The following is a 21,253-nucleotide window of genomic DNA, read 5'->3' on the forward strand; positions in this document are numbered from 1 at the left end:
TGGGTCCACACCCTAGCCAAACTCTTCCGGAGACGCGGGTCTCCCATCTGACAGGCATAAAATGACCAAACCACTCGTCCTGGTAACCGCCGATGTGAAAACGATCGAAGGCTATAACTGGCACGCAGCAACCTCGACATATCTTCAGGCCGTTCTGAAAGGCTCCGACGCCATCCCGATGATCCTGCCCTCGCTTGGCGCCGATCTGGATCTGGATGCGGCTCTGGATCAGGTCGACGGCGTGCTTGCGACCGGCTCCCGCTCCAACGTCAATCCCGAACTTTATGGCGAGGAGCCGACGGAAGAAAACGGCCCATACGACCCGTCCCGCGATTCCACGACACTGCCGCTGCTCAAGCGCGCTGTCGAACGCGGTATTCCCGTCTTTGCCATCTGCCGGGGTATGCAGGAATTGAATGTTGCCCTCGGCGGCACTCTGCTGACCGAGATCCAGACCCTTGAGGGCCGCGGCGATCACCGCGCACCGACATCCGAACGTCAGGACGAACGTTTCCGGATCGCCCACCCGGTGGAAGTCACTGAAGGCAGCTGCCTGGCGGCCGTTGTGGGCGATGAGCCGATTGAAGTGAACTCGCTCCACCGACAGGCCGTCGGCAAATTGGGCAATGGAATGATAACGGAAGCGGCGGCTGAAGACGGCACAATCGAGGCCGCCTCCATCAAGGACAGCCCCGGCTATGTGCTGGCAACCCAGTGGCACCCGGAATATTGGGTGTCCACGGATGGCCCGTCAAAAAAGCTGTTTGCCGCCTTCGGCGATGCCGTACGCGCCTACCGCGTGAAACGTCTGGGACTATGACCCGGCCCTGAGGCGAAGGAGCATCAGCCCCAGCCGAAAGTTGCAATCAGCAATGTGAGGCCCAGCAGGAAGACAATGGCTGCGCCGACGATTTCGATCGTCCGGTGCACCTTGCGCGCCATCGGGCTGCCTTCGCCGAAAAGCCGCACCGCAAGTTCCTTGGCCCCGACCGCCATGCCTGCCAGCAGCGAAACGGTGATGCCGGTTCCAACCGCCATCGCCAGCGTGGAGGCGATGCCGGCGGCAATCATGCCCTGGGACAGGGCAAAGACCAGAACCACCAGCGCGCCGGTACAGGGCCGCAGGCCCACTGCGAAAATGATCGAAACCGCTCGGCCCAGGGTAATCCTGCCTTGCAGCATGTCCGGCGTTGGTGCATGGGCATGGCCGCAGGTCGCGCAGACACCATCCGCGCCGATTTCATGATGGTGGTGATGATCGTGACCATGATGGTGATGGTGGCCGTCATGGCTGTGACCATGACCGTGATGACCGGCAGCCGATGCCCCCGCAAGGGCGAACTCGGAGCCGGATTGCCGCGCGGCCAGGCTGACTGCCAGCGGACGGAGCGCCTTCTGCCACAACAGCCAGCCCCCGAGACCCGTGATCAGCACATAGGACCCGATTTCAAACCACCGCGCCGTATCCTGGATCGCGATGCTGGTCAGATTGAAGACCACAGCCAGTCCGCCAACAAGCACGATAGCTGTCACGGCCTGGGCGAAGGCCGAAGCAAACGACAGAATGATGCCCTTGCGAAGGGTCTCGTTGTTGGCAACCACATAGGAGGTGATGATCGCCTTGCCGTGGCCCGGGCCCGCCGCATGGAAAATGCCATAGGCAAAGGAAAGCCCCATCAGCAGCCAGGCGGCATGCGGATTGTTGCGGAAGGACCTGAGGCTGGCGACCAGCGCCTGGTAGAATTCTTTCTGCTTGACCGCAATCGTGCCGAACACCGTGTCGAGGAAACCTGCCTTCGGCGCAGCCGCTTGCTGTGCCACTTGTTCCGCTTGTTCCGCAGGTTTTGCCGTATCGAGCGCAGCCGAGATCGCAGCCGCCGCATCGCTTGGCGGATTGGAGGTGCTGGAGGTAGCATCGGAGCGGGTTGACGTGGTGTCTGGCGTCGCCCCTTCCGGCGTTCCGGACGAGGAATTCGCGGCAGCTATGGCATCGCCGCAGGCAACCAGCATCTGGTTGACCTGCGAAGCGGCGACAGACTGAAGTTCCGGCGGAAGGTCCCTCTGGTCGGCGCCGATCTGCGCAAGTGCATAGGCTTCGGCGTCATCGAGAGGCGGCGGTTCCTTGCGGCTCACACGGCAGGTGCCGGGCGCATTCTTCGTTCCCAGGGCGTCATCGCCGGCACCGAAGCGAAAATCGACGTAATACGTCGGATCGTAGACATCGAGCGTGATCAGGTCCTTGGCATCGCTGGGCTGTTTGAACGGCAAGGTGAAATGCAGTTCCAGGAGGTTCACATCTTCCGGCATGGAGCCGCCGTTCATGCGGACATCTTCCTCCATGGCCTCGAAGTCCTCGGGTTTCATCACCCAATAGTCCTTGAGCGGAACCTTGACCACTTCCAGCCAGTAGTCTGTCGGAGCGCCGAAATCGAATTCGACACGGGTGTTGTCGCCGAAAGTGAAATAGCCGTAGTCGGCCATGCTCTCCACATTCACCTTCGCCAGTTCACTCAACTCCTCGCGGGAATAGTGACCGTCGCCATCCTTGTCGAAGCCCTGGATCGCAAATGCGGAAAACGCGTCGTCGAAACGAAACACATGCTGAATGGCGACCGCCAGCCCCGCATCGTCAAACACCAGCTTGCTTCTGGCCTCGACGAAAACATGCGGATGCGCGCTGGCGCTCGAAAGGGCAGCCATCAAAAGGCCCAGGCCGAGCAGGAACGGGCGAGAGGCCGCAGGTAGAACCTTGGCCGTGAAAGCGGAGAGCAAGCGCAACAGGATCACCCACTGATCAGATGTAATAAGTTTACATGACACGCAGGGCGTTGTTTGACCAGAGAAGACGGCAGGAAGATGACCGCGACACTTTCGCAACGCGAAACGCTTCCGGAAATATTTTCACACCCAAGCTCGACTATTGGAATGTTTGTGCTCAGTTTGACCTTCTACTGAGAAGATAAAAGACAATATTCCCGATATCAGGCCTAAAATATTCACAACAATAACCCAATTATCGAGCCAGCCATGAACGCCTTGCATAAATCTGTTCACCACAGCGCCGTTTTCGACCACCCCGAGATGGGCGATCACGAAGACATCGTTTTCGTCCAGGACAAGGCCACGGGCCTGAAGGCAATCATCGCCGTCCACGACACCACGCTTGGTCCGGCGCTTGGCGGCTGTCGCGTCTGGCCCTACGAACATCCTGCGGATGCCCTGACGGATGCCCTGCGGCTGTCCCGAGGCATGACCTACAAGAACGCCCTTGCCGGCCTCGATCTCGGTGGCGGCAAGGCTGTCATCATCGCGGACCCGCGCCGTGACAAATCCGAAGCGCTGATGGAAGCATTCGGCCGCCACGTGGAGCGCCTGTCCGGCACTTACATCACCGCGGAAGATGTTGGTGTGTCGCCGGATGACATGGAAGCCGTCGCCCGTCAGACCGATCATGTGCGCGGCACAAAGGCGACCGGCCTCGGCGACCCTTCGCCCTATACGGCTCTCGGTGTTTTTGAAGGCATCAAGGCATCCGCCAAATTTGTCTTCGGCAGCAGCGATCTGTCCGGCAAGACCGTTTCCGTGCAGGGCCTTGGCCATGTCGGCTTTGACGTAGCCCGCCAGCTTCACCAAGCCGGCGCAAGGCTCATCGTTTCCGACATTCACGCACCGGCCGTTCTGCGTGCCATTGATGCGTTCGGCGCAACCGCGGTGGATCCGGCTGAAGCCCATATGGTCGAGGCAGACATCTTTGTGCCCTGTGCACTTGGCGCAGGTCTCAACGCGCGCACGGTTCCGCAAATCCAGGCCAAAATCGTGGCTGGCGCTGCCAACAACCAGTTGCAGACCCCGGCGGACGGCGTAGCACTGAAAAAGCGTGGCATCCTTTATGCGCCGGATTATGCAATCAACGCCGGAGGCGTGATTTCCATCGCGCTGGCAACCGCAAACAGCGGCGACAACGTGGTTCGGGATAAAACCATCGCGATCGGCGAAACGCTGGCAAAGATCTTCGACCGGGCATCGCAAGAGAACACCACGCCGGAACAGGTGGCGGACACAATGGCGGAAGAACGTCTGGCGAAAGCAAAGGCCGCCTGAGCACCATTGAAGACTGACAAAGACGGCGGCCAGGAGCTGCCGTCGATGGCCTTGCCCCGATTACCGGCTTTGTATGGTCGGCACGAAGTTCGGCAATGCACGAGCAAACGCCTCAAACCCAGAATGGATCAGGGATCAGGAAAACTGGCTCTCGTTCGAGGCTTTGAACATCTGCTTCACGAGCGTTTTGGCGTCTTCCACGGCCACTTCGCCCATTTCGGCATAACAGGCCGTGACGCCTTCGTGGAGCAGGTAGAGCCGTGAGGCAAAGCTCTCCTGCCCGCTCAACTCGCCGAAGAATTGCAGAAGCTCACCCTTGTGCCGCTTGACCATTGCCGCGATTTCGGTGCTGTCGGGATTTGCGGCAAGCGCCTGACGGAACATGCATTCCTTGCCCGCGGTCATGCGCATCCAGCCCCCGAGCTTGTCGAACAGCTGAACGGCGGCATCAATTCCGGGAGACGTCACACCTTCGCGCACATAGGACAGATAGCGCCTGTGCCGATATTCAAGAGCACCCAGCACCATCGCTTCGCGCGATGGGAAATGACGGTAAAGCGTCCGCATGCTGACACCGGCGCCTGCCCTCAGCTCAGGAACGCTCGGCTCGGCGAACCCACGGCTCCAGAAGACCTCTTCAAGACGGGCGGCGATGTGCTCTTGCGCGTTTTCCATAAATAAACCTTGGGATTTACATATGTGTTTTTCAAGGAAAACCTTCACCAAAAGATATTCTAAGTAATTTCCCTTAAAAACCCAAATAAAGTAATTTCCAGACCATATTAATCCAGCAAAGTATTAAAGGGCCTGCGAATTCAGGCTCGAGACGAATTATCGAGCACGCTCAAGTTAATTCACATGTTAAAAAAATTCAGTCGGCATTCTGACCGGACGAATACCATTCGACCAGGAAATCAACAAAGGCCCGCACCTTTGCGCTTAGATGCCGCCGATGCGGATACACTGCATAAATACCACGCATCGGCTCTTCGTGCGACTCCAGCAGCAGAACCAGCCTGCCGTCGCGAATCTCCTTGGACACGAAAAACAGCGGCGTCCGCAGAAACCCGAGGTTACAGAGCGCTGCGTCTCGCGCCGCGGCAGCGCTGTTGACTTCCAGCGGACCCTTGACCGTAACCGAGGTTCGCTCGCCGTTGGTGTGGAAAGCCCAGTTCTGTTTGTAGCGATAGTTCGTGTCGATGATGCAGGGCCGCGTGGACAGATCTGCGGGCACATTGGGGGCGCCATAGGTTTCGACGGTTTTGGGCGTCGCGCAAACCACGGTCCGGAAGGGGGCAATCTTTCGGGCGATCAGGCTGGAATCCTCCAGCTGTGCGACCCGGACGGCTAGGTCGAAGCCTTCTTCCACAAGATCGACGAAGCGGTCTTCCAGCCTGAGATCCAGGTTGATCTCCGGATAGCGGACAAGAAATTGCATCATCGCCTGGTTCAAAAGGTCGTCACCCATCGAACGCGGCGCGGACACGCGCAACCGGCCACGCACCTCCTGATGCGAAGACTGCACGGAAGCTTGCAGATCATCGATCCGCTGAAGGATTTCCGATGCTTCCTTGTAATAGGCCTCCCCGACTTCGGTGAGGGACACCTGACGTGTGGTCCGGTTCAAAAGACGCACGCCCAGTTCGTCTTCCAGCTCGCCCACATATTTGGAAACCAGAGCCTTGGACCGCCCCATTTCACGGGCCGCTGCGGAAAATCCATTTGAATCGACAACTTGAATGAAGCAGCGCATCCGCGTAATTGCGTCCATCCGGTATCCTTCCCGTTCGGGCCATCGCAAAGACACTGCTTAGCGCATTTTTCAGCGGACGGTCAAAGGCTCCGCCGAGCGGCCTCCGGCCGGAAGGTCAGTCCCGGACGGGCCTTTTCCGGCGACCAACGCGGGCCGCGCCGATCAGAAGGCGCATCACGAGAAGCCCGCCAAGCGCTCCAACACCGGCACTGGCAAATCCGGCCGGTGTCACCGGCACGGCGGGCTCATAGTCCGAGGCCGTTGCCTGCGCCAGGGTTGGGTCGAAGCCGCGTGCAAAGATGATCATCCGGTCCAGCGGCCCAGCCGTTTCCAGTTCTGCACGCTGCAGTTTCAGGCGGCTCAAACGGATTTCCGCATTCAGCATGCTGTCGCCGCGCGACCTGATGAAGGGATCCTCGGAGGATTTCTGGCGCGCAATGGCTTCTGCCGGTGTCAGCCCGTGGCGGGCGGCATCGCGGTTGAAGTCGGCCAGTATTTCTTCAAGAGCATCGATGGCACCGCCAAGCCGCTGGCGGTATTGCTGCGTGAACTCCGGCAACTGGGAGGTCGCGGTTCCACTCAGCAGCATGGCGATCAGCATCATGATACGTGCCATCGGATGTCAGGACCTCCCTTGCCGGTCTCTGGCGGTCAGTCCTGGAGACTGATTATCCCGGCTTCTGCGGTTTCCGTTCCAAAGACCAGCCGAACGCCATCGGTGTCCCAGGTCATCGTCGACACCGGGCCGAGGCCCGGCCGCCGGAGCAGCACTTCGGCATTGTCTTCAAACCGGCACATCAGGATCATTCCGTCCTGATAGCCGACCGCAACGACATCTTCCTTCGGATGGCAGGCAACGGCGCTGACCAGGTTGTCGCCCCTTGTGCCCAACTGCAAGGGCGTCTGCCCCATCGGTCCGGTCTTGCCGAAGAACGGCCAGAGGATCGCGGCATTGGCACCGGACGTTGCCAGATACCGTCCCTTGACCGACCAGCTGAACGATTTGACCTTGGCCGGGTAGCCCGTCATGCGCATGTCCTGGCTGTCCGACAGGCGCCAGCCATGCAACGCGTTTTCCTGCATCGCGGAGACGACATACTTGCCGTCAGGCGAGAAGCTTACCCCGAGATGAGCGCCCTTCCAGCTCAGCTCGACCGGCGCCCCCTCCGTACCGGCCCACCAGAGCGTTACGCCGTCGTAGCGCCCGACCGCGAGCCGCATGCCCTTGGGCGCGAAGGCGAGCCCTCCGACAGCCCGGTCATGGGCAAATTCCTTTTCCCGTCCGTCTGCAAAACGCACCCAGGCAGTGCGACCGCTGGCAAAGGCAAGCGCACCGGAGGGGCCGGCGGCAATCAGATCGATCCACTTGCGCGGCCGTTCGGCAACGCATTCGCTCGACCCGTCCGCCGCACTCACAAAGATGCAGCCATCGTCGCCGGACGTGATCAACCCCTTGCCGTCGACAGTCGGCTCGGCCGACAGAAGTCCCGCCTTGTGAGGTCTCAGTTTCGTTTCGCCCTCTCCGGAAAGAACGATGTCGCCTTCTCCGGACGCAAAAAAGGCCGTGTCTATCAGATAGCCGGCGCGGACGACGTAGCCATCCACCTCAACGGGAGCAACTGTCGGCAAGTGTCTTCTTCCTTATTGCGCGGCGCAGGCCTGGAAACTGTCTTTCAGAACATCCCAGTTGAGATCGCGGCCGATGAACACCAGGCGGCTTTCGCGCGGCTCGTCCTCTTTCCAGTCGCGCTGATGATCGCCTTCAACAATCATGTGAACGCCCTGGATGACATATCGTTGCGGATCGCCCTTGAAGGCAAGGATGCCCTTCAGGCGCAGGATATTCGGCCCCTGAACCTGCGTCACCTGGTTGATCCATGGAAAGAACATGTTGGGGTCGAGATCGCCTGCCTTCAGCGATATGCTCTTCACCGAATGGGGATCTTCATGGTGATGATGGTGATGCCCGTGCCCGTGCCCGTGCCCGTGATCATGATCGTGCCCATGATGATGATCATGGTCATGATGGTGGTGGTGATCATGGTCGCAGTCGGGCCCGCATTCATCGGCATGGTGGCCATGCTCCAGGAAATGCGGATCGAGAGACAGGATACGGTCGAGATCGAACGCACCCCGGTCGAGAACCTTGGCGATATCGATACCGCACCGCTCGCTTCGATGAAGCACGGCATACGGATTGATCGAGCGGATGCGCGCCTCGACGTTGGCCAGTTCTTCGGCCGAAACGAGATCGGTCTTGTTGATCAGGATCACGTCGGCAAAGGCGATCTGGTCTTCGGCCTCTTCGGTGTCTTCCAACCGCTGCAGAACATGGCGGGCATCGACCACGGCAACGACAGCGTCAAGTTTGGCAGCCGCGCGCACATCGTCGTCCATGAAGAAAGTCTGCGCGACAGGGGCCGGGTCGGCGACGCCGGTGGTCTCCACGATGATCGCGTCGAAGGCGTTCTTGCGCTTCATCAGGTTCTGCACCGTGCGGATTAGATCGCCCCGTACCGTGCAGCAGATGCAGCCGTTGTTCATTTCGAAGATTTCTTCATCGGATTCGACAAGCAGATCGTTGTCGATACCGACTTCTCCAAATTCATTGACGATGACGGCATACCGCTGACCATGGTTTTCGGTCAGGATCCGGTTGAGAAGGGTGGTCTTGCCGGCACCCAGATACCCCGTCAACACGGTAACGGGAATCTGTGCCTGGCTGTCCTGGGTCGCAGTCATTGCGCGCTTTCCTGGCAGGAGAAAAAGGGTCGCCCGCCGGTCAGCGGGCCGCTTGGGCGCGAATATAAGCATTTCGCCGCCGCATTGGGAGAGCACCAGGGAAATTTCCCTCAACGGCCCATGCCTGTGGACACTCTCCCGAACGCTTTGTCCGTTCTTCAGCCTTTTCAAATCCTTGTCTGCCGCATTAACGTCGCCCGCAGAAAGCGCGCAAAGGCAGGAGACTCGAAATGCTGCACACGATTGGCGGATTTGACCGGATTGGCGAGGAAAATGCATTTGCCGTGCTGGCACGGGCAACGCAACTTGCCGAACAGGGACGCGACATCATCAATCTGGGCATTGGTCAGCCGGATTTCAAAACACCGGACCACATCGTGGAGGCAGCCATCAAGGCTCTGCGCGACGGTCAGCACGGTTACACGCCGGCAACCGGCATCGCCCCGTTGCGAGAAGCGGTTTGCGTCGACCTGCTGAAGCGTCACGGTGTGGAAACCGCCCCCGACAACGTGCTGATCGTGCCGGGCGGCAAGGTCACCATGTTCATGGCGATCTTGATGTTCGGCGAACCGGGCAGCGAAATTCTCTATCCAGATCCGGGCTTCCCGATCTACCGATCGATGATCGAGTTCACCGGCGCCCGTCCCGTACCGGTTCCGATCCGCGAGGAAAACGACTTCGCTTTTTCCGCCGACGAGACGCTGTCGCTGATCAACGAGAAGACCCGGCTGCTGATCCTGAATTCTCCGGCCAACCCAACCGGAGGCGTCACGCCACGCGCCGAGATCGAAAAACTGGTTGCCGGCCTGGAACGATTTCCCGATGTCGCCGTCCTCTCGGACGAAATCTATTCACAAATGACCTACGACGGCATGGAGCACGTGTCCCTGCTGGGCTTTCCGTCGCTGCGCGACCGGCTCATCCTGCTCGACGGCTGGTCCAAGACCTATGCCATGACCGGCTGGCGGATGGGCTTTTCCCTCTGGCCCGACGGCCTGATCGACAAGGCGCGCAAACTGGCGGTCAACGCCTGGTCCTGCGTCAACGCACCGGCCCAGTTCGGCGCCCTTGCCGCACTCACCGGACCACAAACGGCTGTCGCCGACATGGTTCGGGAATTCGACGGACGGCGCAAGGTGACGGTTGATGGTCTCAATGCCATCGACGGCATTTCCTGCCGCGTTCCGCTCGGTGCGTTTTACGCCTTCCCGAATATCAAGAAGACTGGCTGGAAGGCCAAGGAACTTGCGTCTGCCCTGCTGGAAGAAGCGGGTGTCGCGGTCATTGGCGGCCCCGACTTTGGCGTATTGGGCGAAGGATACATCAGACTGTCTTATGCGAATTCGACCGCCAACATCCGCGAGGCGCTGGAGCGGATCGAAAAATTCCTGGACGGGAACCGCAAGACCTGAACGCTCGCGAAAAATGCGGATCAACCGCGCCGCTAAAACTCAAGATGCGTACTTTCTTCCAGGAGTCTTCCGTAACGTATCCCTTTTTTTAAACTTTTATTGCCTTGAATGACGCTCATGCCCACGCGATGGCTCGATAACGGGGACGCACATGAGCGAGAACATCACTCTGGATCTTGAACAGACGTTCGGTGAACTCGACGAATGCGTCATCGTCACCAACCCTGAGCGTCTCATTGTTTTCGCGAACAAGGCCATGGCCCGGCTGCTCAAGGTCGATCGTGAAGAGGTTATCGGCACGACGACAAAACGCTTCTTTGCCGACCAGAACCTGTTCGCCCAGATGGCGGAACTTTACCAGTCACCGAAGGACCAGCGGAACCGCAAGGCCTATGCAGTCGACCTGGTTCTGGAAGACGGCTCGACCGTTTCCGTCGAGGTGGTCAGCGCCCCCCTGTTTGATGAAGCGCACAATCTGACCGGCATCCTGTTCATCGCGAGAGATCTTGCCGAACGAAGGGCGCTCGAAACCAAGCTCAGCGATATCGCCCTGACACTTGAAGACGCCCTGGACGCGATTTCGGAAGGTTTTGCGCTTTACGACAAGGATGACCGCCTGGTCATCTGCAACGACAATTACCGCGAGATCTATGCCAACTCGGCTCCGGCCATGTTCCCCGGCAACCGCTTTGAAGACATTCTGCGCTTCGGCCTGAACCGCAAACAATACGACACGGGCGACCTGTCGGATGACGACTGGCTGCAGGAACGCCTCCGCCGGCATCTGGCCGGGGACGGCTCTGTCCTTGAACAAAACCTAGCGGACGGCCGCTGGCTGCGCATTTCCGAAACCAGAACCCGCAACGGCGGCATCGCCGGCATCCGCTTCGACATTACCGAACTCAAGGAAGCACAGGCGAAGGCGGAAAATGCCTACAAGAACCTGTCTCTCATGGCCGACAACATTGTCGCCAGCGTCACCGAGGTCGACCTGAACGGCAAATGCCTCTTCATCAACAAGACCGCCTGTGACTGGTTCAACGACACAGCGGACAATCTTGTCGGCACGCGCCTGCGCGACCGGTTGCCCTGGAAGGAGCGCGAAACCATCCGCGCGGTCTTCGAGGAAGCGACAAGAGGCGAAAAGGTTTCAACCGAAATCAGCCTGCATTTTCCAGACGGCATCCTGCGCGAATGCATGATGAGCTGTAATCCCCGCTTCGATGACAGCGGTTCGGTTGAAGCGATCGTTGTGCTGATTTCCGACATAACCGACCGCAAGAAAACCGAGCGTACGCTGGCAGAACTCTACGCCATCACTTCGACGCGTGAACTGGGCCACGAAGACAAGATCGCCGAAATCCTGCGTCTCGGCACAGAGCATTTCGAAGTTCCCTTTGGCATCATCAGCCATGTGATCGATGACCACTACACGATTACTCACGCCCAGAGTCCCAATGGGGAGCTGGCGCCCGGCTCGTCCTTTCCGCTGCAGGACACCTATTGTCTGCTGACACTCAGGACCGACGAGCCGACCGCGACCAACAACGCCTCGAACTCGGAATTCGCCAAGCATCCGTGCCATCAGATCTTCAACCTGGAGACCTATATCGGCGCTCCGCTTCTGGTCGATGGCGAAGTCCACGGGACAATCAACTTCACCGCGCCGGACGTGCGCAAACGGGCATTTACCCCGTCCGATCTTCAGATCGTCCGGCAATTTGCCGATTGGGTCGGGCATGAGATTGCCCGCCAGCGCGATCACCAGGCCCTGATGAATGCCAAGATCAACCTGGAGCGGGTTGCCAGCATCGACGACCTGACCCAGATCCTGAACCGTCGCGCTTTCCTGGAACGCGCCAACACCGAAGTTCAACGGTTCCGCCGTACCAAGCGCCCCTTCACCGCCGTCATGATGGACATCGACAAGTTCAAGCAGATCAATGATCTGTACGGCCACGCGACCGGCGATGAAGTTCTCAGGAAATTCGCAGATACGGTCAGCGGAGCCCTGCGTTCGGTTGATATCTTCGGCCGCGTCGGCGGCGAAGAATTCTGCATGATCCTTCACAACGCCGATCTGGAAGATGCCATGCTGGTGTGTGAGCGACTGCGAGAGCGGATCATTGCGGAATGTCAGCTCGACATCGTCAAACAGACCGTCACCTGCAGCATGGGCCTTGCCGCTGTGGCCAGGGAAGACCTGGAATTTTCGACACTCATGCAGAAGGCAGACACGGCGCTTTACGAAGCCAAGTCGACAGGCCGCAACAAATGCGTGGCCAGCAAGGCTCCGCAGCAGGAACAAATCCCGGCTCTCTGAAAAGCGCCTTTGCTGCCGCATCGCCCGCAACGACGCTGCAATGCACAATCTTGTAGCATGTTTTGGCACTCACGCGCGAAACACAGGCGCGTTTTGGATAAAACTCGCAAAAATGTCGCGTCACAGCGTGTTCGTGCCGCTCTTTTGACGCCAGCCTCCGCATATGCGACAGTAGCCTTATCACAGCGGATTGGGACCAAACGACATTACCTTTATATGTACTACCGAGACGGACCCTCCGTGCAAGGACCTCTATGGCTTGAATCTTGAAAATTCTTGCTCGAACAGATCTTGGAGGGACATTTGTTCACAAAAATACTAGTTCCGATTGACTTGGCACACGCAGATAAACTTGAAAAAGCCATCTCTGCAGGCGCTCACATGGCCAAGACCGACAGTATTCCTGTAGTGTTTGTGGCCGTAACCTCAAATACACCCAGCGCCCTTGCCCATACACCGGAAGAGTTTCGGGAAAAGCTGGCGGCTTTCGCAGCCGCCGAGGGACAGAAACACGGGATCGAGGCATCCGGCCATGCGGAGTTCTCTCATGACCCGGCGATCGACCTTGAACATGCGATTCTCAAGGCTGTTCATGAAACGGGCGCGGACCTGGTGGTGATGGCAACGCATATCCCGAACGTACCGGATCATTTCTGGCCGTCGAACGGCGGCCGTGTCGCCAGCCATGCCGATGTATCCGTCTTCCTCGTGAGATAACCCCTTTCCAGAACAATAAGGAGCGCTCCCATGAGCGATAGCGCCAACAATCAAGGCATTCCGGATCCGGAAGGTGCCGCCAATCTCATCGACACCGAATACGAGATTGGCCAGGACAATATCGAGACTTCCGTCGGTCCCTTCAATCTCGACATCCACAATCCGGTCTTCCTGATCTCCGGCCTGACCATCGTCGCCTTCGTCTTTCTGACCCTTGCCTTTCAGACCGAAGTCGGCCCGCTGTTCGATCATATGCGCAAGTGGCTGACGTCGAACCTCGACTGGTTCTTCATCATCTCCGGCAACATCTTCGTCCTCGTCTGCCTGGCGCTGATCGTCACGCCCCTCGGCAATGTTCGTATCGGCGGCAAGGACGCTGAGCCCGACTATACCTATTTCGGCTGGTTCGCCATGCTGTTCGCCGCCGGCATGGGCATTGGCCTGATGTTCTTCGGGGTGCTGGAACCGGTCTATCACATGGCCTTTTCCGAGCCGATCGGCGTCCCCAAACCCTTCGACGCGGACGGCAATCTCATTCCGGAAAATGTCGCGGCCGCCAAGGCAATGGGCATGGCCGCAACGATCTTCCACTGGGGCCTGCATCCCTGGGCGATCTACGCCGTCGTTGCGCTGGCGCTCGCCATCTTCTCCTTCAACAAGGGCCTGCCGCTGACCATGCGCTCGGTGTTCTATCCGATCTTCGGTGAACGCACCTGGGGATGGCCGGGCCACATCATCGATATCCTGGCCGTGCTCGCGACCCTGTTCGGTCTTGCCACCTCCCTTGGCTTCGGCGCTCAACAGGCCAACGCCGGTCTCGATTTCGTCTTCGGCATTCCCGTCAGCACCACAGCGCAGGTCATTCTGATCATTGGTATTACGGGTGTTGCACTGGTCTCGGTGCTGCGCGGTCTCGACGGCGGCGTAAAGGTGCTTTCTGAAATCAACATGCTGATCGCGGCGCTGTTGCTGGTCTTCGTGATTGCCGCAGGACCGACCTCTACACTGATCTCCGATTTCTTCTCCAACATCGTCTCCTACGGCAAGGAAATCGTGCCGCTGTCGATGCCCTTCGGCCGCGAGGACGACAGCTTCCGTCAGGGCTGGACGTCGTTCTACTGGGCCTGGTGGATTTCCTGGTCGCCGTTCGTCGGCATGTTCATCGCGCGTGTCAGCCGTGGCCGATCCGTTCGGGAATTCGTGGTCTGCGTCCTGATCATTCCGACCATCGTGTCAGTGATCTGGATGACCGCGTTCGGCGGCACCGCCATCGAACAGGTTCTGGCCAGCAACGACAGCCAGGTGCATGAATATGTGATCGCAAGCTACAGCCCTGAACTGTCGCTGTTCGGCATGCTCGCCGATCTGCCGATGGCCTCGATCACCTCGTTCATCGCCATCATTCTTGTCATCGTGTTCTTCGTCACCTCCTCGGACTCCGGTTCGCTGGTGATCGACACGATCACGGCGGGTGGCAAGGTCGATGCCCCGGTGCCGCAGCGCGTGTTCTGGTGCACCTTCGAAGGTCTGGTTGCCATCGCGCTTCTGCTCGGCGGCGGTCTCGGCGCCCTGCAGGCAATGGCGGTCTCGACCGGGTTCCCCTTCACCATCGTCCTGCTGCTGGCCTGCTACGCCATCTTCAAGGGCCTGGCGGACGAACCGCGCTGACCTGAACTCACAACGCGACTTTGAACGGGCAGCCCTGGCTGCCCGTTTTCGTATCTGATGGCAGGCTGCTACGTCATGATCATCCCGGCCAAGCGAAGCGTGCGCAGGGATCGCAGAGCCCCTGACATCGACGATTTTTGATTAGTCGAATTTCACTGGAACGCGGGCGGCAACGGCGGCCCGCCTAGGGTGTGAACTCATAAATTACGATGAAATGGTTTGAGGCGGATTGGTCTGCCTCAAACCATTTCATCTTAATTTGTGGAGCCACACCCTAGCCTAGTCGGCCAGCTTGGGTGCCAGACGCACGCCGGGAGGCGGCGAGCTTTCGCGAATCCGTACGTCAGGCTCGATCACGATGGGTGTATTTGGCACACGGTCACCCGCGATCTGGCGCAGCAAGGTCAATGCCGCCAGGCGGCCGATCTTGTCAGGCTGGGCCGACACTGTCGTCAGCGCAGGCGTGCGCGCATCCGCGCCGTCGATATCGTCATATCCAGTAATTGCCATGTCTGGGCCCGGCTCGATCCCCGCCCGCCGGAACGTGGTCATCATGCCAAGGGCGACAAGATCGTTGAAGCCGACAATGGCCGTCGGCCGGTGTTCGGCTTCCAGGATCTTTGGCACGGCAGCCCGGCCGTCTGCCTGGGTCATCATTTCGGGTAGATCGAGCTGGCTGTCGGGGTCGATCCCCGCTTCTTCCAGTGCCTTGCGCCAGCCGGCATTGCGGTAGCGACCTGTCGAGCTGCCCCGGCGACCGCCCACCATGGCGATATCCTTGTGCCCCTGTTTGATCAGGTGTTTGGTGATCTGATAGGTCCCGCCAAGATCATCGCCGCGCACACAGGGAGCCCAGACGCCAGGAACCTCACGCGCCACCAGTGTCACGGGAATTCCCTGATCCACCAGCCGGTTGATCTCCTCGGCGGAGGTTCCCACCGACGGACACAGGATCAACCCGTCCGCCCGGTGCTGAAGCAAGGTGTTGACGAAAGCGCGCTGGCGTTTGACGTCGTCCCGGTGGTTGCAGATGAAGATCATCTGCCCCTGCTCTTCCAGAACGTCCTCAAGCGCGGAGAAGACTTCCGCGAAATAGGGATTCAGGATGTCATGAACGGCAACGCCGACAATCTGGCTTCGGGCAGTGCGCAGGGAAGCCGCCGACCGGTTGTAGATATACCCGATCTCTTCCGCTGTCTGCTTGACCTTTGCCCGGGTTTCCTCGGCAACAAGCGGACTGTCCCGAAGTGCCAGCGACACGGTTGCCGTGGAAATCCCCAGCTGGTCGGCAATGTGCCCAAGCGTGAGCCTTTTACCAGGCTTTTGCGGAAATTCCGGCTGGGAGGGAGGGGAACCGTTGTCTTCAGACATTCCTATTTCTCGATAACCGCAGCGGCGATGGGAGAGACCGTTATAGCTCTCTCCCCTCTGGGTAAACAGATTTTTCTGTTTTTCCGGAGATTGGGTCGCAGCACCTTGGCTAAATCAGCGCCGACCTGAAGGAGCGCTATCGTCGTATTCCTCGCGCAGATTGACGACAACCCGGCGGTTTTGCGACTGACAGGTCACCTGATCGCAATCGGTCACCGGCCGCTCGACACCGTAGCCTTTCACCCACATGCGCTTGGGATTGACACCGAGCTTGACCAGTTCGGCCATGACGGCATTGGCTCGCTGGGTCGACAAGGTCTTTTGCGCGGCCTCACTGCCCGGATCATCGGCATGACCCTGGATCTTAACCAGCCACTTCTTGTTCTTGTTCAGCCACTTTGCCTGGTTTTCGATGGTAATGCGGGCTTCATCCGTGACAACGGCGGATCCCTGGTCGAAATAGATCCGGCGGCCCACGTTGATGATGAATTCCTCTTCCGAACCCGGTGAAATATTTCCGAAGCCCGCGGCCGGAGCATTGGTCACATCCGGTGACGATAATCCGCCCGCACTGTTACAGCCCGCAAGGCCAAGTCCTATCATGAGCGCAAACACCGCGCCCCGGCCGATCCGGCCAAAATTCTTTTCCAAGGAAGCCCCCAAATCCTTTTAATGTTTCCCCCTCGATCGGCAGCGCCAGTCCTTCGGACAAAGCCCCGCCGGCCGATATAACGCGTTCAGGATCAGCAGGCTTCAGCCCGCATTCTGGCCCAGATGCTCAAGCACCAGCACGCCGGTGCCTTTCGGGCACCGCTGGTAAAGGTCGACAATGTCTTCCGGGAACATGCGGATGCAGCCGCTGGACACATCATGGCCGATGCTCCAGGGCTCCAGCGTGCCGTGCAGCCGGTAGCCGAGGTCGGTTCCGTCCCGGTAGAGATACATGGCCCGGGGCCCGAGCGGGTTGTTGGCCGCTCCGCCTTCGACCAGTCTGGGCAGGTCCGGTTGCCGCTTCAGCATCTCGGGCGGCGGCACCCACCGCGGCCACAGGGCCTTGCGGTCGATCCGCGCGCGGCCAAACCACTGGAAGCCTTCACGCCCGACGCCAACGCCGTAGCGCAGCGCGGTATTGTTTTCCCAGACCCAGTAGAGAAAGTGGTTGTTGGTATCGACCACCACTGTTCCCGGCGGCTCGTCACTGAAATACTTCACCATCTGCCGATGCCAGACGGGATCGATCTTGTTGAAGTTGGTTCTCCGGTACTGGAACCCGCTATCTTCCTGATAGCCACTGAAATAAGCGTTTGCTGCTGCATTGGCATGCGCCACCTGCGGCAAGGCCATTACGCCTGCCGTGACTGCAGCCCCTGTCAAGAACCTGCGGCGGTTCAGCTCCATCCCACACCTCCCTTAAAGGCTGGCGATCCTTCCTGACCGGCGGTTTGATTAACCCCGGCCGGTATTAAGACTGGAACTATCCAATTCCGTCAACTACCCAAGGAAACCTTGCAGGTGAATGCGGTTGCGCGTCAGATCCCCTTCACGCGTTCCCGGTAAAGGATGTAAAGGCCGGACGCGACGACGATTGAGGCCCCGAGAATTGTGGTGGAGGTGGGCACGTCGTCAAATATCAGGTACCCCAAAGCGATCATCCAGATGATCTGCGTATAGATAAAGGGTGCAAGCACCGGTGCGGGTGCGATCCGGTGCGCCATGATGAACAGGAAATGCCCGCCAGCGCCAAAAGCACCGGTTGCGAACAGAAGCACCCAGGTCAGAGCATCAGGCGGCGCGACCCACACCGAGAGACCGGCTGGCGCCATGGCGATTGCGGCGACGATCCCGGAAATGATCAGCATCCCGGCGGAGCTGTCCGTTGCGGTTAGCTGGCGCGTCAGCAAGGCATAGAGCGCGTAGAAGCACATGGCTGCTACCGAATAGAGGGCAGCCCAATGCATTCCGCCCAGACCCGGCCGGGTGACAACAAGAACCCCGAGGAACCCCACGATGATGGCGATCCATCGCCGCAGTCCGGCCCATTCGCCCAGAAGCGGCCCGGCAAGCGCGGTGATCACGAAAGGAGCGGCGAACAGGATCGACATGGTTTCGGCGAGCTGCAGATAGCGAACGGCCAGAAAATTGAAAATGGTGGTGCCGAGCAGGCACAACGCGCGTACGATCTGCAGGACCGGCCGCCCGGTTTTCAGCAGCGTCGGCTTTTTCCAGACCTGAAACAGGACCAACGACAGGACCACATGGCTGACAAATCGCATCCAGACAATCTGCAGTGTCGGCAGGCTGGCGGACATATATTTCGCCGTTGCATCCAGCCAGGAGAAGCTGAGGCAAGCCAGTACGATAAGACCAATCCCTGCGAGTGGCGCCGTTACAGCGGCACCATTACCGACCGAACGGTCCTGTCTGTCATGCGCCATCGCGGGCGGCCCCTTTTCGAACGATCATCCGAAGATGAAAAAGCTGGTCTCGGACATGTCCCGGCAGGACCGGTCCGATTGAGATAAATGCGCCAACCCACTACCTGATATCAAAAGACAAGCGGGGACGGTTATGCCGGTTGCAGAAATTGAAACGTGGCTGGGACGCCTTTCCATTACGGAAGAAAACGGCGCAATCACCCAATTACACTGGAACGGTGCCTCTGGCAAAGAAGAAACACCGTTGCTGAAGGAGGCCGCACGTCAGGTGCAGGCCTATCTCGCCGGTGACCTGAAGACCTTCGACCTGCCGCTTGCCCCGAAAGGCGGCGACCTGCACCAGGCCGTTTTCAAGGCAATGCTGGCAATCCCCTATGGCGGAACCCGTACCTATGGAGACCTTGCCAGGGAACTGGACACCTATGGCCAGCCGGTTGGCCAGGCCTGCAGCGCCAATCCGATACCGATCATCATCCCCTGCCACCGCATCCTCTCCGCGAACGGTCTTGGCGGATACTCCGGTGCTGGCGGCACGGAAACAAAAATCGCCCTTTTGAAACTGGAAGGCGGGTATCCCTTCCTGATCTAGGGAGTGGCCGCTTCAATGCTTACGGAGCCCCTGCCGGCCCGGTCAGACCAGTAGCTGGACGGACCGGACTGCAGCGTGAAGCTGCTCAGGCGCGGCTCGCGAGCCGAACGGTCAGCTTCACGATTTAAGAAGACACACAGACCTCAGAGGATCAGTGAGTCCGCTCCCGTGATCTCGACAAACCGCGGACGGCTGTCGGGCAACTCGAGATCGTCGGCAAGAGCCGCCAGCGGGTCTGCGTCTCTCAACGGACCGAAATCGAAGCCGGACAGCTCCTCCAGAAAGGCGACCGATACCTGGAAAGTCTTGTATTCGCCGAAGGCAAACCCCTCGACAGCTTCCGTCTCGTGGCGATCCTGCAGATATTTCTGAATGGCTTGCCCCTGGCTCAAAAGATAGGCGGTCGCGTGCAGCTTGAGACTGTCATCGTCCTGCAAGGCGTCCATGACAACAACCTTCCAGTACTGCATGGGAAGATTGATCCCGACACTGTCGAGGAACGGATCTTCGTCGTCATCGAACAGCGGCCCGGTAAACACCGTCGCGCGAAAGGCGTGGGTCTTGGTGCTGTCGAGAATGTGGTTCTCCAGACCTTGCCAGGTGTCTCGATTCTGGTTCAGCGAAGAGTGTTGCGGCGAAGCGTTTGTATAGTGGAACGTATCGTCATTGGCCAGTTGCGCCACCGCACGGTCATCGCCCCAGTTCGGATCCTCGCGCCGGACCATATGTCCCCGGTCCAGATCTCCCGGAAAGTCGCCCTTCCCAAGCTGTGCCTCCACCGGAATGCGCTTGTCGAAGAACCATTTGTCCGGCTTCTTGCGTTTGATCTTGATTGCCTTTTCGCCATCGATATTGACCGCGGTTACCACCGGGCTCCGGCGGTCCAGGTCGTGGAACAAGCCAAAATGGGTGTAGCGCAGCTCATGCGGACGGTCCTGCGTCTTGTCCGACGGGCTCGCCAGATTGAACTTGCCGTCCGGCAGCTTCGGAAAGTCCACCCGTTCCGACAGGAAGTCCGGGTCGTACCCGTCCCGGCCGGTAAAATGGCCCGGGTCGTGAAAACCGTCCGCCACTTCCTGAGCCAGGCTTTCCTCGACCAGGATCTGCGTCGGCCTCGTGCCGGACAATAGATCCCGCAGCGTGCTTGCCCTCACCGCGCTGTTGGCAATTCCATAAGCACCCGCGAAGTGCAGTCCCACCACCTTGTTGCGATCCAGACTCAGTACGGGAGAGCCGGAATTGCCGCCGAGCGTGGTGCAGTCGTGGCTGAGCACGGTCCCCGGCGCAACCGGCATCATCTTGCCCGGGGCAAACCGTTTTACATCGTATAGCCCCTTGAAATACTTCTCCATCTCGGTGCGGTCGTTCCGGCTGTCGAAGGCCGGATAGCCGATCACGGCGACGATTTCGTCGGTTTCAGCGTCCGTATCCACCAGCGGCAGGGGCGCCAGGTTGAAGCCGTCCGGCTTCTCGATACGCCCGATCGCGACATCGGCACTGGCATCGTCCGCCAGATAGGTAAAGCGCAGGATCTCCGCAGGGCGCTCATCCGAAGGCAGCGCGCCCGCTTCCTCGTTGAAGTCCACGCGCGCGCCATATCGCACCATCGTGTAAGGAGAGCGCATGAAGACGCCCTCCCCCTTGGCGTTGCGACGCGCAACGATCTTGGCCACATGCCGGTTGGTGACGACCAGGAAATGGCGCCCGTCGGCTTCCTCCCCGACAACCCAGGCAGTTCCACCCCAGCTCATCGAATGATTGACGAACTCCACGCGCCCGATCGAACCTAGCCAGTGTTCATTCCGCTTGATCTTGATGTCTATGTCGGCACCGAAATCATCCGGCAGCGGGATCAACGTGACCGAGCCGTTTTCCACGACCATCGGTGGCCGTGTGACCAACCGCACGATGGCTTCCAGTTGCGTCGCCGGCGTGCCGGCCGCCTCAAGCTGGCTGGGCGACATATCCAATGCGTCCAGGGTCGCCTGTATGTTCAGTCCAAATTGCTCAACAAAAGGATGTCCCGTCTCGATGGCCCGTTTCGCAGCCGCAATCCGTCCACCCGATTTCAATGCCTCAAGGCGCCCACAGCTTTCCAACAATGCTCGCTCGTTCATGGAAATTCCTCCAATATCAATGTCT

The 21,253-nt window shown here is 59.3% G+C and carries 18 protein-coding genes; 7 read left to right on the top strand and 11 right to left on the bottom strand.

What is annotated here, in order from left to right:
* The first annotated feature begins 61 nt into the window (after positions 1 to 61).
* The gene (locus V1T76_RS20955; protein ID WP_330562620.1) at positions 62 to 820 is read left to right on the top strand and encodes a gamma-glutamyl-gamma-aminobutyrate hydrolase family protein; all 759 of its coding nucleotides are present in this window, start codon (positions 62 to 64) and stop codon (positions 818 to 820) included.
* A gap of 23 nt (positions 821 to 843) precedes the next feature.
* Here V1T76_RS20955 and V1T76_RS20960 read toward each other — a convergent pair whose 3' ends face one another.
* Positions 844 to 2,778 carry a HoxN/HupN/NixA family nickel/cobalt transporter gene (locus V1T76_RS20960; protein WP_442970156.1) on the bottom strand — a complete coding sequence of 645 codons (1,935 nt, stop codon included), beginning with the start codon at positions 2,776 to 2,778 and terminating at the stop codon, positions 844 to 846.
* 249 nt (positions 2,779 to 3,027) lie between these two features.
* Here V1T76_RS20960 and V1T76_RS20965 point away from each other — a divergent pair, with 249 nt between their 5' ends.
* Complete coding sequence (locus V1T76_RS20965) at positions 3,028 to 4,101, top strand: Glu/Leu/Phe/Val dehydrogenase dimerization domain-containing protein (protein WP_330562621.1); 1,074 nt, start codon at positions 3,028 to 3,030, stop codon at positions 4,099 to 4,101.
* Between the two features lie 135 nt (positions 4,102 to 4,236).
* Here V1T76_RS20965 and V1T76_RS20970 read toward each other — a convergent pair whose 3' ends face one another.
* The 5 genes from V1T76_RS20970 to V1T76_RS20990 form a co-directional block, all read right to left on the bottom strand.
* Positions 4,237 to 4,776 (bottom strand): TetR/AcrR family transcriptional regulator, encoded by a 540-nt coding sequence (locus V1T76_RS20970; protein WP_330562622.1) that lies wholly within the window; start codon positions 4,774 to 4,776, stop codon positions 4,237 to 4,239.
* A 196-nt stretch (positions 4,777 to 4,972) separates the two neighbouring features.
* Positions 4,973 to 5,872 (bottom strand): LysR family transcriptional regulator, encoded by a 900-nt coding sequence (locus tag V1T76_RS20975; RefSeq protein WP_330562623.1) that lies wholly within the window; start codon positions 5,870 to 5,872, stop codon positions 4,973 to 4,975.
* Between the two features lie 97 nt (positions 5,873 to 5,969).
* A complete protein-coding gene (locus tag V1T76_RS20980) occupies positions 5,970 to 6,470 on the bottom strand; it encodes a DUF2937 family protein (RefSeq protein ID WP_330562624.1) in 501 nt (166 codons plus the stop codon).
* Positions 6,471 to 6,505: 35 nt separating this feature from the next.
* The gene (locus V1T76_RS20985; protein WP_330562625.1) at positions 6,506 to 7,483 is read right to left on the bottom strand and encodes a WD40 repeat domain-containing protein; all 978 of its coding nucleotides are present in this window, start codon (positions 7,481 to 7,483) and stop codon (positions 6,506 to 6,508) included.
* A gap of 12 nt (positions 7,484 to 7,495) precedes the next feature.
* Positions 7,496 to 8,596: a CobW family GTP-binding protein gene (locus V1T76_RS20990; RefSeq protein WP_330562626.1), complete on the bottom strand. Its 1,101-nt coding sequence runs from the start codon at positions 8,594 to 8,596 to the stop codon at positions 7,496 to 7,498.
* Positions 8,597 to 8,826: 230 nt separating this feature from the next.
* On the opposite strand from V1T76_RS20990, the gene V1T76_RS20995 reads away from it, so the two are divergent.
* The 4 genes from V1T76_RS20995 to V1T76_RS21010 all read left to right on the top strand — a co-directional run bounded on the left by V1T76_RS20995 (position 8,827) and on the right by V1T76_RS21010 (position 14,716).
* Positions 8,827 to 10,008, top strand: coding sequence for a pyridoxal phosphate-dependent aminotransferase (locus V1T76_RS20995; RefSeq protein WP_330562627.1), 1,182 nt, complete (start codon positions 8,827 to 8,829; stop codon positions 10,006 to 10,008).
* Positions 10,009 to 10,159: 151 nt separating this feature from the next.
* Entirely contained in the window at positions 10,160 to 12,331 is a 2,172-nt protein-coding gene (locus V1T76_RS21000) for a diguanylate cyclase (protein WP_330562628.1), read from the top strand.
* A gap of 303 nt (positions 12,332 to 12,634) precedes the next feature.
* Positions 12,635 to 13,048, top strand: coding sequence for a universal stress protein (locus V1T76_RS21005; protein WP_330562688.1), 414 nt, complete (start codon positions 12,635 to 12,637; stop codon positions 13,046 to 13,048).
* 30 nt (positions 13,049 to 13,078) lie between these two features.
* On the top strand, positions 13,079 to 14,716 hold the full coding sequence (locus V1T76_RS21010) for a BCCT family transporter (RefSeq protein WP_330562629.1): 1,638 nt from the start codon (positions 13,079 to 13,081) through the stop codon (positions 14,714 to 14,716).
* Positions 14,717 to 14,995: 279 nt separating this feature from the next.
* Here the strand turns inward: V1T76_RS21010 and V1T76_RS21015 are convergent, their stop codons facing one another.
* The 4 genes from V1T76_RS21015 to V1T76_RS21030 all read right to left on the bottom strand — a co-directional run bounded on the left by V1T76_RS21015 (position 14,996) and on the right by V1T76_RS21030 (position 18,522).
* Complete coding sequence (locus V1T76_RS21015) at positions 14,996 to 16,087, bottom strand: LacI family DNA-binding transcriptional regulator (protein ID WP_330562630.1); 1,092 nt, start codon at positions 16,085 to 16,087, stop codon at positions 14,996 to 14,998.
* 114 nt (positions 16,088 to 16,201) lie between these two features.
* Positions 16,202 to 16,738, bottom strand: a complete 537-nt coding sequence (locus V1T76_RS21020) for an OmpA family protein (RefSeq protein ID WP_330562631.1) — start codon at positions 16,736 to 16,738, stop codon at positions 16,202 to 16,204.
* 102 nt (positions 16,739 to 16,840) lie between these two features.
* The gene (locus tag V1T76_RS21025; RefSeq protein ID WP_330562632.1) at positions 16,841 to 17,485 is read right to left on the bottom strand and encodes a L,D-transpeptidase family protein; all 645 of its coding nucleotides are present in this window, start codon (positions 17,483 to 17,485) and stop codon (positions 16,841 to 16,843) included.
* A gap of 131 nt (positions 17,486 to 17,616) precedes the next feature.
* On the bottom strand, positions 17,617 to 18,522 hold the full coding sequence (locus tag V1T76_RS21030) for a DMT family transporter (RefSeq protein WP_330562633.1): 906 nt from the start codon (positions 18,520 to 18,522) through the stop codon (positions 17,617 to 17,619).
* 133 nt (positions 18,523 to 18,655) lie between these two features.
* Between V1T76_RS21030 and V1T76_RS21035 the strand changes: the two genes are divergently transcribed.
* On the top strand, positions 18,656 to 19,111 hold the full coding sequence (locus V1T76_RS21035) for a methylated-DNA--[protein]-cysteine S-methyltransferase (protein WP_330562634.1): 456 nt from the start codon (positions 18,656 to 18,658) through the stop codon (positions 19,109 to 19,111).
* 143 nt (positions 19,112 to 19,254) lie between these two features.
* Here the strand turns inward: V1T76_RS21035 and V1T76_RS21040 are convergent, their stop codons facing one another.
* Positions 19,255 to 21,228, bottom strand: coding sequence for a DNA/RNA non-specific endonuclease (locus tag V1T76_RS21040; RefSeq protein WP_330562635.1), 1,974 nt, complete (start codon positions 21,226 to 21,228; stop codon positions 19,255 to 19,257).
* Between the last annotated feature and the right edge of the window lie 25 nt (positions 21,229 to 21,253).

It is taken from the genome of Roseibium sp. FZY0029, assembly GCF_036350355.1.
Lineage (GTDB): Bacteria > Pseudomonadota > Alphaproteobacteria > Rhizobiales > Stappiaceae > Roseibium.

Excerpts from the sequence above, each read along its gene's own strand:
- V1T76_RS20955 (WP_330562620.1), top strand. The coding sequence starts at position 62 with ATGACCAAACCACTCGTCCTGGTAACCGCCGATGTGAAAACGATCGAA.
- V1T76_RS20965 (WP_330562621.1), top strand. The coding sequence starts at position 3,028 with ATGAACGCCTTGCATAAATCTGTTCACCACAGCGCCGTTTTCGACCAC.
- V1T76_RS20970 (WP_330562622.1), bottom strand. The coding sequence starts at position 4,776 with ATGGAAAACGCGCAAGAGCACATCGCCGCCCGTCTTGAAGAGGTCTTC.
- V1T76_RS20975 (WP_330562623.1), bottom strand. The coding sequence starts at position 5,872 with ATGGACGCAATTACGCGGATGCGCTGCTTCATTCAAGTTGTCGATTCA.
- V1T76_RS20980 (WP_330562624.1), bottom strand. The coding sequence starts at position 6,470 with ATGGCACGTATCATGATGCTGATCGCCATGCTGCTGAGTGGAACCGCG.
- V1T76_RS20990 (WP_330562626.1), bottom strand. The coding sequence starts at position 8,596 with ATGACTGCGACCCAGGACAGCCAGGCACAGATTCCCGTTACCGTGTTG.
- V1T76_RS20995 (WP_330562627.1), top strand. The coding sequence starts at position 8,827 with ATGCTGCACACGATTGGCGGATTTGACCGGATTGGCGAGGAAAATGCA.
- V1T76_RS21000 (WP_330562628.1), top strand. The coding sequence starts at position 10,160 with ATGAGCGAGAACATCACTCTGGATCTTGAACAGACGTTCGGTGAACTC.
- V1T76_RS21010 (WP_330562629.1), top strand. The coding sequence starts at position 13,079 with ATGAGCGATAGCGCCAACAATCAAGGCATTCCGGATCCGGAAGGTGCC.
- V1T76_RS21015 (WP_330562630.1), bottom strand. The coding sequence starts at position 16,087 with ATGTCTGAAGACAACGGTTCCCCTCCCTCCCAGCCGGAATTTCCGCAA.
- V1T76_RS21025 (WP_330562632.1), bottom strand. The coding sequence starts at position 17,485 with ATGGAGCTGAACCGCCGCAGGTTCTTGACAGGGGCTGCAGTCACGGCA.
- V1T76_RS21030 (WP_330562633.1), bottom strand. The coding sequence starts at position 18,522 with ATGGCGCATGACAGACAGGACCGTTCGGTCGGTAATGGTGCCGCTGTA.
- V1T76_RS21035 (WP_330562634.1), top strand. The coding sequence starts at position 18,656 with ATGCCGGTTGCAGAAATTGAAACGTGGCTGGGACGCCTTTCCATTACG.
- V1T76_RS21040 (WP_330562635.1), bottom strand. The coding sequence starts at position 21,228 with ATGAACGAGCGAGCATTGTTGGAAAGCTGTGGGCGCCTTGAGGCATTG.